Raw genomic sequence first — 13,599 nt, forward strand, 5'->3', positions numbered from 1 at the left:
GGTGAGTATCCGATCAGAAATTGAAAACCCGGGTGCCCGGTTCGGTCAGCGCCTTGGCCATCACAGCCGGTTTGGCAGCCGTCACACCCTCAAGCAGACTGTCGGCCTTCACGCCTTTGTTGGGCAGATAGAGAGCACAGACCTGTACACCGGCCCCGCCCTTCATCAGCTTCTTCATCAGCTGCTCCGGGGTCACGTTCTTCGGCTTGAGCTGCGCACTCTGGTGATCTTTCAGTGCCATATCGCCGGCGCTGTCGCACAACAGCACATTCACCTTGGCGCCTTGGGCCTGCATGGTGTTGCCCAATACCATCGCCATCCCACGGGTCTGCTGCTCGGCGCTGGTCAGGGTAATCAGCACCTTGTCGACCGACTCGGCTTGGCCCACGGCGGGGACGGCCAGCAGCGCCGCCATCAACGATACCTTGATCGCTTGTTTGATCATCTTCATCTCTCCGGTTACGAATTGGGTTGCCAAGCCACCGCCTGGTCGATTTTGTAGCTCCAGGGCAGTCCGGAATTACGCCAACCGTTCTGAGCCCGAACACCCTTGGAGTCACCCTGCTTCAGCTTGCCGCCTTCAAAGCCGTCCACCACGGTCCAGACGTTGGTGTAACCCTGATCTGCCAGCAGATTGACCGCCGGTGCGCTGCGGGTCGAACCCGAGCGACACATCACAATAATCGGGGTACCCGGTTTGGCTTTCAGCGCCGCCAGGCGGTTACTGAGCTGGGCCTCAAAGTCCGGATTTTTCACCATCGCCCAGCTGCTGCGCTTGGCGCTCCAACCGTTACTGTCGGCAACCATCCAGGGCACGTGGATCTGGGTCGGGGTGGCAAAGCCGGTGAACTTGATCTCAACCGGATCACGAACATCCACCAGAATGGCGTCCTGCTGCTCCTGCATCATCTGCCAGGCTTCGGTGGCGGTCAGATACAGATCGAGCTTGGTCTGAGCCGTTGCTTTGGCCGGTTTCTCAGCGCCAATCACCGACGGCGATGCCAATGCACAGACCAACGCCATCGACAATGCTGTACGTGTTATCGGTTTTATCATCATTCACCTCTTTAATTAGATATACCTAATGTTAAGATCGCGAGATGATATTAGCTTTTGCTAATTAATGAAAGCTCATTTTCACTGCCCGGATAAATTCAGGCTCGATAAAGCCGTCGACGTAGACGCTGGGAATGGTGAAGTTCGTCAGCGACAACCTAACAAAAACGGTTGAGTGGAAAGGAATGAAAGAGAGGAAGGAAAAGCAGCAAGCGTCCCGTGGAGCTGAAGCCACGAGACGCATCAGGTAGGAAACTGATTGGAAGCTCGCTGGAAACGACTAAGCCTATATCAGCCCTTCTTGGCCTTCTTCTGCTCGTCGAGCATCAGATCCAATGCCTTGAGCAGATCCAACGCCGACAGCATGCCCACCAGATCCTGATCCTTGTTCAGCACCGGCAACGCGCCGAAGCGATGTTGGGTCAACACCTTGGTGGCCTTGGCGATAGTGTCATAGGTATGGGCCACCACCACGTTGGTGGTCATCAGATCGCCAACGCTGAGATTGTCGTCCAGGTTGTAGATATGGGACAGGTCAGGCGCTTCATCGACCCACTCCGGACGACGCAGATCGCGGTCGCTGATGATGCCGACCAGATTCCGATCCTCATCGACCACCGGCATATGCCGGACATCGTTCTCCCGCATCCGGAAAAATGTCTGGCGAATCCCGTCCTCGGGATTGGCGACCAGAACTTTAGAGGTCATAAAGGTGCTGACTTTCAATGGCATGGGTGACTCCTTGTATGCCTGATTTGGGTGTTCAGACCCCAGTACACCCAAAGCTACGGGTGCTTGCAACCAATAAGCTTATAGAAATCGAGGGAACTGATCCGGATCAGGGTATCTAACAGTCACGAATCTCAGACTTGAGCAAACGTCCCTCAAGGATTAAGTTGCGCTCTTAGACTGCACAAGGATATCCCGAGCTATGCCGCTGTTACGCCGCCTGATCTACGTTCCTCTGCTAATGCTGGCCCTGCCGCTGTCGACACAGGCAGGGGCCGAACCTCCCGCCCTGTTACAGCTGCTCTACAGTGGCAACCTCGATGGCGAACTCGAACCCTGCGGTTGCACCCTGGATACCGATTTCGGCGGTATCCAGCGCCAGACCACCATGATCGATAACCTGCGCGAGAAAAATCCCGAACTTCTGCTGCTCAACAGCGGTGGCCTGTTCGGCCCCGATATGGGCCACGACCAGATCAAGCACCGTTTTATCCTCAGCGGCATCACCGAACAGCAGTTCGATGCCTTTGGAGTCCAATGGGCCGACCTGCAACATGGCGAGCAGATGCTCAAAGAAAGCGGCCTGCCGTTCGTCGCCGGCAACTGGAAGGACGACCAGTTGGCCAAAGGCCAGACCCTGATGCGCGGCGATACCCGTATTTTCTTCAGCCACTGGCTGGAACCGGAGAACTCCCCGTTCGTGGGTATGCAGGCTCAATCCCCAATCACCGAAGATCCCAAGCCGGTTCAGCAAGCGCTGGATCAGGCCAAGCAGCGAGGCCTGCTGACCGTATTGAGCACCTCGCTGCCATTGGAGAAAGCCCAGCAACTGTTCCAGCTCGACAGCGTCGATATCCTGCTGATCAAATCCGCCTACGAGCAGTTCGCCGAGCCGCAACAACTGGGTAACACCCTGGTACTGCAGCCCGGATCACGGGGACAGCGCTTCGCGCTGCTGAACCTGGAGCTGGGTGCTGAGAAACGTATTCTGAACTGGAGCCAACAGGTGTTCGATCTGCCGGTCGACATTGCCAACGCCGAGCGGCTAAACCAGTGGTACGAGGACTACAACGAAACCCTGCGCCAGGACTATCTGGAACGGGTCAAGAAGCGCAAGGCGCTGAAGAGTGGCGACAGCCCCTACGGCGGTCAGCAGCTGTGCCAGGCCTGCCACCAGCCCCAGCATGAGATCTGGAGCCAGAGCCAGCACGCCCAGGCGTTTACCGATCTGGAGGAGGTCGGCAAGGCGTTCGACGGTCACTGCGTCGGCTGCCACGTGGTCGGTTACGAGCAAGAGGGTGGTTTCCTGGATCAGGAGCTGACCCCGAACCTGAGCGGTGTGCAGTGTGAAAACTGCCACGGTCCCGCCAAGGAGCATGCTCTAAGCGCCGGTAAAACCGCGACCCCCAACAAGGGGCTTCCCAAGGAGCAGATCTGCAGCGGCTGTCACGTTAAGGAGCATAGTCCCAGCTTTAAGCCTGAACTCTACTGGCCCAAGATCGCCCACCCGGGCCTGCCTCCGCTGCCGCCCACGCAGTGATTTAGACATTCATTCAGGCCAAAAGCCCAACCTCTCTGACCCCGGCCATGCCGGGGTCAATCCATCACCAGCTCGCTACGATGAAAACACACCCGATATTCCTTGGGTGAGATCCCCAGCTGCTTGTCGAAGTGGTAGCGCATGCTGGTGGCATTATCGAAGCCGGACTGTTCGGCCACCTTATCGATCGAGCAGCTTTCCGATTCCAGTAGGGTTTTGGCCCGGTTTAGGCGAATCTGTATCAGCCAGGCGTTGGCCGAACAATCATAAGCCGCACGGAATTTGCGGTCGAAACTACGCCGCGACATACAGGCCTTCTCGGCCATCTGATCGACGCTGATCGGTTGGGAGAGGTTGGCCAGCACCCAGTCGATCGCCCCGGCAAACTGGGACGGCGACTTGATCACCGGGGTTTCGACAAACTGCGCCTGCCCGCCTTTGCGCTGCGGCGACATCACCAATCGTCGGGCCACCTGATTGGCCCGCTGGTAGCCATAATCCTGCCGGATCACCTCGATCCCCAGATCAATCCCGGCGGCACTGCCGGCCGAACAGCCCAACCGCCCATCGAACACGTAGAGCACGTTATCGACGTAATCCACTTGGGGAAACTGCTGCCGAAAGCGCTCGGTGTAGAGCCAGTGGGTGGTCGCCTTGCGGCCATCGAGCAATCCCAGCCTCCCGAGTAGAAAGGCGCCGGAACAGAAGGTCAAAATCCGCTTGCCCTCGGCATCAAACTGACTGACTTCGTCTGTAACCCGGTCTACCACCGGCTCCTCAGTGACCGGCCAGCTGGGGATCACCAGGGTGTCGTAATCGCTCAGCGATTCGACCTGGCGGGTGCTGATCAAGATATCGGCGCTGGTCCGAAACGGACCGCTGGATAGCGATACCACGTCGCAGCGGTACCAGTCATCGTACTCCGGGCGCTCCAGCCCGAAGATCTCCACCGCACAGGCCAGCTCAAACAGGGTGACCTGCTCATGGGCGAGTATGGCAACCCGATTCATCCGAGCCTCCGTTATCGTCTTCACAACTATTGGCTTGATCTTAGCGAAGCATGACTTTCAGGCCAATAGTTGAATCAAATTGACTGCCGCAGAATAACGACCAAGCGCTTCAACCATGACACCGCAGGAGAACTTCCATGACCTCAGCCGTATCCCGAATCCAAGCCGCCGCCAGCCCCGACGCCCTGGCCCACTTCGAAGCCCTGCTCGCGTTCGAAACCGACTGTTGGGACGTACAGCATGCAATCAGCAACGACCGTCGCGACTTTGTTCTGCTCGATGTGCGTAGCCGTGATCACTACCGGCAAGGGCATATCGATCAGGCGCTCAGCTTGCCCTACCCCCAACTCAATCAACAAAACCTGGCCGACTATCCGATGGACACCCTGTTCGTGGTCTATTGCGCCGGCCCCCACTGCAACGCCACCGAAAAAGCCGCCATCCGGCTGGCCAAGTTGGGGCGTCCATTGAAGAAGATGATTGGCGGAGTGACCGGCTGGATCGATGAAGGCTTTGAGCTGATCAGCCAGACTCAAGGCTGAGCAGTTGTCATCCCGCCCGCGGCACACCCTGGATGAATCTAAGGAGAACAACGATGCTCGAACTTCGACCCAACTGCGAATGCTGCGATAAAGACCTGCCGCCCGAGTCCGATCAGGCGATGATCTGCAGCTTTGAGTGCACCTTCTGCAAAGACTGTGTCGATCATCGGCTAAACGGAGTCTGTCCCAACTGCGGCGGTAACTTCAGCCCCCGCCCGATCCGGCCTGAGTCAAAGCTGGAGAAAAACCCGCCCTCAACCCGGCGAGTGTTCAACCCCCAGAGCTGCGGTTAACCGCGTCGGCTGCGCAGATACTGCCCCGGGGTGGTGCCGATATGGCTTTTGAACTGCCGACCCAGGTGGCTCTGATTGGAGAAACCGCAGTCCAGCGCCAGCTGCGCTAGTGACGGCTTATGGCCGATGGCAGCAGCCTGTTCCAGTTGCTGCTTGGCCCGTTCGATCCGCACCCGGGTCAGGAACTGCTGCGGAGTCTGGGCCAGGCTGACCCGGAACATCCGGCAGAAGTGGTATTCGCTGAGCCCAGCAATCGCGGCCAGTTCGGCCAGTCGGATCGGGCGCTGATAATTGGCCTGAATATAGTCGATCACCCGTTCCCTGACCTGGGGTGCCAGGCCACCGGTCAGGCTGGCCGGTTCCGGCTTATCGAGCTGCAGGTGTTTGAGCAGATTGACCAGCAGCGTCTGAACCCCCTGCTCCACCGCCAGGCTGTTGTCGCCGCTCTGCCAATCCCAACCCAGTAATCCGTATCGCCCCAGCGCTTCGATGGCCGGGTCGGAATCGAAATTCAGCTCCGGCAGTTCGACCCGACGCGGGTCCAGATCGAAGGTCTTCAACGCCAACCGCTTCAGATAGTCATCGTCGAAATAGAGATGCATAAACTCCTGGGTCGGACCGATCTCCCAGGCCGAATAGGCCCCCTTGGGCATCAGGCAGAACAGCCCCGGCCCACCGCGACGGGACTGCTGGTCGGTGCGCTGGGTGCGATGACCGCCGTCGAGATAGAGGCTGAAGGTGTGGCTGCGCTCGTTCTGGTAATAGACCCGCTCGCAACCGTTGCGGTACTGCACCAACCGCAGCCCTTCGGGTAGCCCGAGGCAACGTCGAGGCGCCGCGTTGGAGTCAAAGAACCAGGTCGGTCGATTGACACCGGACGGGCCGACGGCGCGGCTATCGGTTGGGTTACGGGAGTCGGTCATTTGCGCTGCTGGTTAGAGCCAGTTCTGTTCAGTTCGATTCAGTTGGGATGAGCCAAGGCTAGGCCAAGGGCTGAGCTTCTATCTCGGAAACTCGATACTGACCCAAGACTAGCTAAGCCGCCCCGGCTCGCCAAGCACTCCACCCCAGTTAACCGCAAGATCGTGCCAAAAACGGCAGCACGGTGAAATCCGTCTGCACCGCCCCGCGGCACTATTGCTGGATCAAGGTTGCTGAATCACTCAAATCCGGCATCCCCCCGACCAGATATAAAAAGGTACCCGCCATGCTCAACGCTCTACTCTACGTCACCACCCTGCTGGTCTGGGGCGGTTCCTGGCTGGCGATCAAATGGCAGGCCGGTCCGGTGCCTACCAGCCTGTCGATCCTGTACCGGTTCGGGCTGGCCGCTGCGCTGCTGATCGCCCTGGTGCTGCTGTTCGGTCGCTTGCAGCGCACCACACGCCGGGATCAGTGGTTCTGCGCGCTGCAGGGGGGCTGCTTGTACTCCTGCAACTTTATCGCCTTCTACCTGGCCACCGACTATATCGCCAGCGGTCTGGTGGCGGTGGTGATGTCGACCACCACCCTGCTCAACGCCGCCCACAACCGGCTGTTCTGGCAGCAACCGGCCGGCCCTCGCTTCCGCTGGGCGGCACTGCTGGGCACCATCGGACTGATGCTGCTGTTCAGCAACGACCTGCTGTCGCAGCAGTGGTCCCAGCAGACCCTCTACGGCATCGGGTTCGCACTGCTGGGCAGCTGGCTGTTCTCGCTCGGTAATATGGTCGGCGTACGCCACGCCAAAAATGGTCTTCAACCGCTGACCTACAACAGCTGGGCGATGCTCTACGGCTGCCTGATTCTGCTGTCGGTGACGCTGGTCCAGCTCGGATTTAAACCTGACAGCTTCCAGCAGGTGGCCTGGTGGGACTCCAATCCCCGCTACTTCTGGGGCCTGCTCTATCTGGCCGTACTGGCCTCGGTGGTGGGCTTTAATGTCTACCTGCTGCTGGTGGCCCGGATCGGCGCCAACAGCGCCGCTTACACCCTGGTCGGTACCCCGGTGATCGCGCTGACCCTATCGAGCCTGTTTGAAGATTATCGCTGGACCGGCACAGGTATGATCGGCCTGCTGGTGGTAATTGCCGGGAACCTGTTGGTTTTGGGAAAACCGCCAGCGCTGGGCTCTTTGCGGCGCTGGAGTGGCAGAATAAGACAGCGGTTTCTAACTTTCTAAGGCCGGTTCAAACAGCTGAAACAGTTCCAGAAGCCGCAGAGACTTGTTCGCAGGCTCGCTAGCACAGTCTCATTGAGCGATTCGAACTTGATCTCTACCTGCATTTTTAGCCTGATACAAAGCGATGTCTGCTTCTCTTAAGCTTTGCTCAATTGAGGTGTCCTTGTGCAAATGGCTTATTCCAAAGCTCAGGGTACAGCTGATATCAGCCCGATTATAAATCACTCTGTGCCATCTCACTTTTTCAAGTAACTTATTAGCAAAATGCTGGGCTTGTTCGATATCGGTTTGAGGAAGTATAAATAAAAACTCTTCACCGCCCCAGCGTGCAACAATGTCTTGTGAGCGGCACTGGTTCTTGAAGAATCCGGCTAGCGACATTAATACGTAGTCACCAGCGTCGTGACCGTATTCATCATTAATTTCCTTAAAGTGATCAATATCAGCCAACATAATGCTTAACGGCTCATCATTGCGCTTCATACGATTATATTCGTGTTGAATTTTATCCATTGCATCACGACGGTTTGATAGCTTGGTGAGCGGATCATATTTGGCTAACCGCTCAAACTCCTTACTTATTTTAACAGCATCATCAAAAGACTTTTCACGTGAGTATTCGTAAAAAGAAGATAAAAAAGTCACGGTTAAAAATGATAGTATCAGTCGAACTTTAAAGTCGGAGTCATAACTCGCAGAAATCAGGGCGTCGCCTGGATAGAACATAATCACACTAGTGATTATCACAAATAAAGCGATATCCCACAGCCCTCGCTTTAAGCCATGTAAAAATAACGCGACAGGGGCTACCATAAATATCCATAACGGCCCTGTATTACTCACACCTCCTGAATAAACAAGGTAAACCATTAAAATAATGAGCGAATACAGGATCGTATTTGAAGAAAGATCGATATTGCCGGTATATTTTTGAATCAAATATCCGACCAAATAAACTGAGCTGGCAATTAATAACGTTAAACCTAACGGCCAATTGGTTTGGACAAAAGCGACGACCCCCATCGCAAAGGTGATGGACATCCCAACAAAAGAGAATATATTAACAACAAGCGCGCGACGGTAAGAGTCGTCATACTTGTTGTCACCTAATCCGGCTTTGAAATAGGCTAATAAAAGGCGTCTAACTATAATAACTGCCTCATATTTCTAGTAACGATTAGCTATCGATATTAGCATGAAATTGTGATTATTAAAGTTGTAACGCCATACCGTGAGGCGATGTACGCTGTTGAGCCTAGCAGTTTTAAAGGAGTATAGCCTCAGGCGACGAAGGCCGAGTCGATAGTCAAATGCCTTAAGTGTTGAGGTAGACCTAACCCAAGGCTGTTGCCGACGTTTGGCACAATCGCGGCTCAGTCGCGACTAAATCTTGTCGAGTTGATCGACCAACAAGGCGCTGGCTGTATCGAGCTTACTTCAGCCGAACAGTCCCGGTTTACTCTTTCCGCCGGAACTCATAACCGGACATCTGCCGTTGCACCAAAAGCATCGATAACAACACAGAAACGCCGAAAAATACGATGCCGATGTGAACCGAAATGCTGGCCAACATGCCGAGTTTGATTGTTGCCACAAGGATGGCAACGATAAACACATCGGCCATCGACCACTTGCCGACAATCGCCAGGCGCTTAAGTGACTGTAACTTCATCGCTTCATCGTTATGTTTTTCAACGATCAGATCGCGAATCAGCTTTAACTTATAAATGGGGCCAAGGATGCTGAAGGCGAAAATCACCAGAAACAGGAAGATCTCGCCTTCTTTTAGCAAATGTAATATTCCGCCTAATAGAGAAAAGGTGTCATTAAAGATAAGAAATTTGCTAAAGGTAAACATGGGAAGAAGAATACCGGCGATAAAACAGATACAGGATACGATCCAGATATTGTTATCAGATAGCAATTTTCTTAGCATAAAATTACACATTAAATATTTTCCAATTGACGTCAAAAGAACCGGCGCTAAAACCGTCCAGTTGCTGCCTTGTTAGCTGCTTTCTATGGTTCATTTTCCATTTCTAGCAACTTTCTATCAGGAAACCGTTTTTTCATTTCTTCCGCGGAAAGCATCTGCATTCTCGTTGGCTCTCTTTCTTTCCGAATTCTATTGAATTGTTCTTCAACCCCACCAACGCGCCTATCATTTCCTTTGGGTGGGTGGCGAACGTCTACAGCTGTAAGAATATTTACACAACCTCTAATAATCGATTCGTCCCCATCGTCTTCTAGCTCGTCGTAATCATGCGGGGACTGCTCCTTATAGGTAAGGTCTAGTACAGTTGCCGCGAGTTCGCGTAACTTTTCGATATCATTGTTAATAAGAAGCATAATTACATTGCCAAATGAGATTGCTTCTTCAGTCGTAGGGACATAGCCGTTATGGATTACTTTATTTCTAAATGGGACCTCTTTGTTTGTATTAAGTAGGGTGGGGGATTTTTTCGTAAGCAGGGTCGCAGCTGTGACATAAGCTCCAACTTGACGCTCGGACATCTTTGAGAGTGTTTTCCAGCTAGAATCAATAGCATCCTTACTAATGCCCTGATGATTCATAACGACTCGCCAGTAAAACTCATAGAATCTCTCTAAAGCAGATGCAAAGGACGAAACAGCTTCACGCGGATACCCGTCGACAATGGCGTTTAGACCCATTTCGAAAAGCAGTTCAAACTTTACGTTATCTAAAATTACGCTGCTCTCATGTCCCTTGCCGCATTTTACTTCGTATTCTCCACTATCAGATAAACGTGTTAGTGGTACAGGAACATCAAGGGATGCGTGGCCATCAAACCCCTTTGTTTTTTCATAAGCACATTTTGGGCAAAATAATTTAACAATCATGGTATGTACTCTGTACAGCTAACGCCTAAATCAGGTGTGCCATAGACCTCACCTGGATTTACTTGTTAGATTCGTGAAACAATGGTGGCGCATTGGATAAAGCATGCAAAGCCAACTTCTCAATATCTCTAGCTGGCTCTGCAGAAAAATGACGGTAATATCTCATGTACTTTGGCCATTCCTCAATGTACCTACTGCCACCGTGAACTAGCTCGTTCCTAAGATCAAAAAGCCAGGGTATTTTCTCATTCCACTGACTGCTATCAGGCAATAAGCTTACACCCTGCTCAATTGACTTTGATACCGATCCAATTTTCCCATAGAGTGCATCTAGAGCTACAAAATAATGAACATAACTTTCAATGTCTGAGCTATTCATTCCCTTGTTAATAAAGTGAGCACATTTTTCTATTCTATTTCTTTGCTCGCCTGCCAACCCTTGCTCTTCTCTATACCATTTCTTTATTTTTGAGATATGTTCAACTTTTATTTCAATATTATTCCCATAGTAAGGATATAACTCACCTATCTCATTTTGAGTAAAAGATTTATCTTGGCTTTTAGAATGAGGTATTTGCATACACATTGAATAAGGCTTTGCCATAACCTTAAACCTATACTCATATTCAATGAGTGCTAAAATGACTGAAAATAACTTTCTAAACTTTAGTGAAGCTGAAAACTTATTCCCTTGGTTTGTTCCTTCTGTTTCAGTCGCAAATACATAATTATAATCTTTCCCTGAAAAGGCAGATTTATGACCATCTATGAAATTTCCTGTATGCGGGTTCCATTCACCAAAACAATAGCCAAGTTCGATAAGTTCTTCCCATTTAGCAGTGTCTTTTTTATGAATAACATGAATTTTTTCAGAATCTATAGAAAACGACCCCCCCGTAATTCTTGGGGCGGTATATATTACGCAACCCAGGGATATGGATTTTCTAACATTTTCTAAAATTTCATCTAATATGTAAGCTCCATATTTGTTTGCATTAGTTTCAGTTCTGCACTCAAAAAGCGTATCCTTACCACTAAAACAAACCAAATCACCATTGAATATGTTACTATCTACACAAATTTCATGAAGTGTTTCTCTAATAACACGTTGTATAGTTTCATGATCGCAGCTAGAAAATTCATCTATTTCTCCAGTTATAAGAAATGATAAGTTTTCGACCGTTTTGAATGTAAGCTGGGTATACCACCAAGATGTGCCCATCCCACCTGAAAAACGGAAAGGATTACGCTTACCGACAAAAAACTGTTCCATGCCATTTTGTGTGCCATCAGGACTATTCAAAAATATATTTTTTGTTAAGGTGATTATCTGACCAATTATCTTGTTCATTAACTCTATGCCGATACTTGGGGAAGAATCTAACGCCGCGTTAACGGGCTGGCGCTGCGTAGCAGCGACAGTCCAAGACCAGCGAAGCTGGGCTGAAAGTTAAACGCCTTGTTAGCTGTAGGTTTATGCGCCACTGACCAAGTCTCCAAAAGCAGCAATGATTTGAAATAAAAAACCTAAAACTAGCAACATGCTTCCCAATATTTTAATTCTTTTTTTAGGTTCCAATGCTACTCCACCAACCGGCTCGAAAGCTGGGCTGCCGAATAAAAACACAGACGGAGCTCCTGAAATGGCTGAAAAAATAACTATAGCCATAATTATTTCGCTATTAAAGTTTTCAATAAATAAAGCGGCTAACACGGAGCCGCCTAAGGTGGAGGCAGGAAAAAACAGAGAAAGCATTATTATGAACATTGCCACTTTATGAGCGATCTGTTCTTGAATCTTTTCATTGGTTAATATCGCGTAAGACAAAAGTAATACCGCGACTATATCGTATAGCAATCCTATAAGATTTATTAATTTGAAATATTGAAAATCTTGAATAAACGAAAGCTTCCATCCTGTGAATAAGCCCAACGCGACAACAACATTACGCATGATGTTGACTGCATTAACATTGAACTTTTTCAATTGAACGTTTACTCCGTTTCTACAGCTAACATTTTAATATTCAGCCCTTGCAAGGTAGCTCTTCCTTGCAAGCTTGGCCTACCTTCCTTGGAAGGTGGAATCACTAAATATCGACGCGATAAGAAATAGCGGGAGCCAGTGGCTCGTTTAGCCAAGGGCTAGATTCTCTTCAGAACGAAGCGGTTGAAAAAGCTATCCCTGCTGATCGATTCGACCTCCCTGCTCCCCGACAGGGCATCGAACTCACCGATTACGACCTCGACTCGTCCATTACCCATCGCTTGGCAATATAACGCAGCGCTCAGGTTGAACAAAGTTACTGCCAGCCCGACAGTCGCGGGACTATTCGACCTCAACCCTTTTTAGGCTGGCTAAGCAGCAACACCTTAAAGCTACCGTTATCGACCAGCGTTTCGATCTTGCCAAAATGGTTGGCAGCCTTGCGTTCCAGCGGGATAAAGCGGTTGACCACAAAGGCCGCCAGCCCATCACGATTGCACAGTCGTGCGGCGGTGGCGATAAAGCGATCGGTCAGCTCGCCTTCGACGCTGAAGCCTTGGTGGAATGGAGGGTTGCACAGCACCAGATCATGCCGGTCGTTGATGCCGGCGGCGCAGTTATCGGCCAGCACCTCGCCGGGGATAGCCAGGCGCTCGAAGTTCTGCCGACAGGCCATCACCGCGGCGGCGTTATTGTCGGTCGCCAGGATCGATCCGACGCCCTGCCCGAACGCTTTGACGCTGAGGTAACCGTAACCGCAGCCCAGGTCCAGCACCTTCGGGGCGGGTTGGCTCAGTCGTGGCCAGATATTGTCGAACTGCTCCACCAGCAGGGCACTGCCGGCGTCGAGCTTGTCCCAGCCGAACAGGCCCGGCTTGCTGATAAAGTCTTCATCGATGCTGCGCAGACGGGGGTAATCGCGGTCGTCCAAGGCTTCTCCGATGAGCTGCTCTCCACGGGTCAGTTCGCCGAAGAAGCCGCCCTTGCCGAGTTTGTTGAGCTGACCGTCACCCAGAACTTTACGGGCCTTGTCGAAGTAGGTTTTGGTGCCTTCCTGCTTGGCGCCGAACAGCTGCAGTTGACCGCCGGGCGCCAATCGCAGCGCGGCCTGGTTGATCAGGTGATGGACCACCGCTTTCTCTTTCGAGACCCGGTAGTAGATCCGTTGCAGCGAGCCTTCCGACCAGGGGGACAGATCAAAGTCGCTGTACAGCACTTCCCAGCCCATCTCTTGGGCCGCCTGATAGACATCGAAACGGTTGGTCAGCAAGCTCAGCCCCGGCCGCGGCGCCAGCGACGCCAGTCCGATCAGGTTCTCGTCGGCGATCCAGAGCCCCGGCAGGTCGGCCGGATGTTGGTTGAGCTGGTCAAGCAGGGTCTGTTCTATTAGGTCCATAGCTCCGCGGTAAATCCATCAAT

At 52.1% G+C, this 13,599-nt stretch carries 15 protein-coding genes; 4 read left to right on the top strand and 11 right to left on the bottom strand.

The window, feature by feature from the left end; translation table 11 throughout:
- Positions 1–13: 13 nt before the first annotated feature.
- The 3 genes from DV711_RS12535 to DV711_RS12545 all read right to left on the bottom strand — a co-directional run bounded on the left by DV711_RS12535 (position 14) and on the right by DV711_RS12545 (position 1,788).
- Positions 14–445, bottom strand: coding sequence for a DsrE family protein (locus DV711_RS12535; RefSeq protein WP_114696314.1), 432 nt, complete (start codon positions 443–445; stop codon positions 14–16).
- A gap of 14 nt (positions 446–459) precedes the next feature.
- Positions 460–1,056 (bottom strand): rhodanese-like domain-containing protein, encoded by a 597-nt coding sequence (locus tag DV711_RS12540; protein WP_243633813.1) that lies wholly within the window; start codon positions 1,054–1,056, stop codon positions 460–462.
- A 291-nt stretch (positions 1,057–1,347) separates the two neighbouring features.
- The gene (locus DV711_RS12545; RefSeq protein ID WP_114696049.1) at positions 1,348–1,788 is read right to left on the bottom strand and encodes a CBS domain-containing protein; all 441 of its coding nucleotides are present in this window, start codon (positions 1,786–1,788) and stop codon (positions 1,348–1,350) included.
- A gap of 199 nt (positions 1,789–1,987) precedes the next feature.
- On the opposite strand from DV711_RS12545, the gene DV711_RS12550 reads away from it, so the two are divergent.
- Complete coding sequence (locus tag DV711_RS12550) at positions 1,988–3,325, top strand: multiheme c-type cytochrome (RefSeq protein ID WP_114696050.1); 1,338 nt, start codon at positions 1,988–1,990, stop codon at positions 3,323–3,325.
- A gap of 56 nt (positions 3,326–3,381) precedes the next feature.
- Here the strand turns inward: DV711_RS12550 and DV711_RS12555 are convergent, their stop codons facing one another.
- On the bottom strand, positions 3,382–4,335 hold the full coding sequence (locus DV711_RS12555) for a helix-turn-helix domain-containing protein (RefSeq protein ID WP_114696051.1): 954 nt from the start codon (positions 4,333–4,335) through the stop codon (positions 3,382–3,384).
- Between the two features lie 137 nt (positions 4,336–4,472).
- Here DV711_RS12555 and DV711_RS12560 point away from each other — a divergent pair, with 137 nt between their 5' ends.
- Complete coding sequence (locus DV711_RS12560; RefSeq protein ID WP_114696052.1) at positions 4,473–4,877, top strand: rhodanese-like domain-containing protein; 405 nt, start codon at positions 4,473–4,475, stop codon at positions 4,875–4,877.
- A gap of 53 nt (positions 4,878–4,930) precedes the next feature.
- Positions 4,931–5,170: a DUF1272 domain-containing protein gene (locus DV711_RS12565; protein ID WP_114696053.1), complete on the top strand. Its 240-nt coding sequence runs from the start codon at positions 4,931–4,933 to the stop codon at positions 5,168–5,170.
- On the opposite strand, the gene DV711_RS12570 is transcribed toward DV711_RS12565, so the two are convergent.
- A complete protein-coding gene (locus tag DV711_RS12570; protein ID WP_114696054.1) occupies positions 5,167–6,093 on the bottom strand; it encodes a helix-turn-helix domain-containing protein in 927 nt (308 codons plus the stop codon). The genes DV711_RS12565 and DV711_RS12570 overlap by 4 nt on opposite strands.
- 284 nt (positions 6,094–6,377) lie before the next feature.
- Between DV711_RS12570 and DV711_RS12575 the strand changes: the two genes are divergently transcribed.
- Positions 6,378–7,331: a DMT family transporter gene (locus DV711_RS12575; RefSeq protein WP_114696055.1), complete on the top strand. Its 954-nt coding sequence runs from the start codon at positions 6,378–6,380 to the stop codon at positions 7,329–7,331.
- A gap of 69 nt (positions 7,332–7,400) precedes the next feature.
- Here the strand turns inward: DV711_RS12575 and DV711_RS12580 are convergent, their stop codons facing one another.
- The 6 genes from DV711_RS12580 to DV711_RS12605 form a co-directional block, all read right to left on the bottom strand.
- Positions 7,401–8,483, bottom strand: coding sequence for a GGDEF domain-containing protein (locus tag DV711_RS12580; RefSeq protein WP_114696056.1), 1,083 nt, complete (start codon positions 8,481–8,483; stop codon positions 7,401–7,403).
- 304 nt (positions 8,484–8,787) lie between these two features.
- Positions 8,788–9,279: a paraquat-inducible protein A gene (locus DV711_RS12585; protein ID WP_114696057.1), complete on the bottom strand. Its 492-nt coding sequence runs from the start codon at positions 9,277–9,279 to the stop codon at positions 8,788–8,790.
- A 71-nt stretch (positions 9,280–9,350) separates the two neighbouring features.
- Positions 9,351–10,193: a hypothetical protein gene (locus DV711_RS12590; RefSeq protein ID WP_114696058.1), complete on the bottom strand. Its 843-nt coding sequence runs from the start codon at positions 10,191–10,193 to the stop codon at positions 9,351–9,353.
- Between the two features lie 58 nt (positions 10,194–10,251).
- On the bottom strand, positions 10,252–11,544 hold the full coding sequence (locus DV711_RS12595) for a HEPN domain-containing protein (RefSeq protein ID WP_114696059.1): 1,293 nt from the start codon (positions 11,542–11,544) through the stop codon (positions 10,252–10,254).
- Positions 11,545–11,667: 123 nt separating this feature from the next.
- The gene (locus tag DV711_RS12600; protein ID WP_114696060.1) at positions 11,668–12,180 is read right to left on the bottom strand and encodes a hypothetical protein; all 513 of its coding nucleotides are present in this window, start codon (positions 12,178–12,180) and stop codon (positions 11,668–11,670) included.
- Positions 12,181–12,532: 352 nt separating this feature from the next.
- Positions 12,533–13,576 (bottom strand): class I SAM-dependent methyltransferase, encoded by a 1,044-nt coding sequence (locus DV711_RS12605; RefSeq protein ID WP_114696061.1) that lies wholly within the window; start codon positions 13,574–13,576, stop codon positions 12,533–12,535.
- Positions 13,577–13,599: the final 23 nt, after the last annotated feature.

The organism is Motiliproteus coralliicola, assembly GCF_003345655.1.
Lineage (GTDB): Bacteria > Pseudomonadota > Gammaproteobacteria > Pseudomonadales > Balneatricaceae > Motiliproteus > Motiliproteus coralliicola.

What these genes read in the sequence shown, in the direction of transcription:
- DV711_RS12535 (WP_114696314.1), bottom strand. Translation starts at nt 445, where the DNA reads ATGATCAAACAAGCGATCAAGGTATCGTTGATGGCGGCGCTGCTGGCC.
- DV711_RS12540 (WP_243633813.1), bottom strand. Translation starts at nt 1,056, where the DNA reads ATGATAAAACCGATAACACGTACAGCATTGTCGATGGCGTTGGTCTGT.
- DV711_RS12545 (WP_114696049.1), bottom strand. Translation starts at nt 1,788, where the DNA reads ATGCCATTGAAAGTCAGCACCTTTATGACCTCTAAAGTTCTGGTCGCC.
- DV711_RS12550 (WP_114696050.1), top strand. Translation starts at nt 1,988, where the DNA reads ATGCCGCTGTTACGCCGCCTGATCTACGTTCCTCTGCTAATGCTGGCC.
- DV711_RS12555 (WP_114696051.1), bottom strand. Translation starts at nt 4,335, where the DNA reads ATGAATCGGGTTGCCATACTCGCCCATGAGCAGGTCACCCTGTTTGAG.
- DV711_RS12560 (WP_114696052.1), top strand. Translation starts at nt 4,473, where the DNA reads ATGACCTCAGCCGTATCCCGAATCCAAGCCGCCGCCAGCCCCGACGCC.
- DV711_RS12565 (WP_114696053.1), top strand. Translation starts at nt 4,931, where the DNA reads ATGCTCGAACTTCGACCCAACTGCGAATGCTGCGATAAAGACCTGCCG.
- DV711_RS12570 (WP_114696054.1), bottom strand. Translation starts at nt 6,093, where the DNA reads ATGACCGACTCCCGTAACCCAACCGATAGCCGCGCCGTCGGCCCGTCC.
- DV711_RS12575 (WP_114696055.1), top strand. Translation starts at nt 6,378, where the DNA reads ATGCTCAACGCTCTACTCTACGTCACCACCCTGCTGGTCTGGGGCGGT.
- DV711_RS12585 (WP_114696057.1), bottom strand. Translation starts at nt 9,279, where the DNA reads ATGTGTAATTTTATGCTAAGAAAATTGCTATCTGATAACAATATCTGG.
- DV711_RS12590 (WP_114696058.1), bottom strand. Translation starts at nt 10,193, where the DNA reads ATGATTGTTAAATTATTTTGCCCAAAATGTGCTTATGAAAAAACAAAG.
- DV711_RS12595 (WP_114696059.1), bottom strand. Translation starts at nt 11,544, where the DNA reads ATGAACAAGATAATTGGTCAGATAATCACCTTAACAAAAAATATATTT.
- DV711_RS12605 (WP_114696061.1), bottom strand. Translation starts at nt 13,576, where the DNA reads ATGGACCTAATAGAACAGACCCTGCTTGACCAGCTCAACCAACATCCG.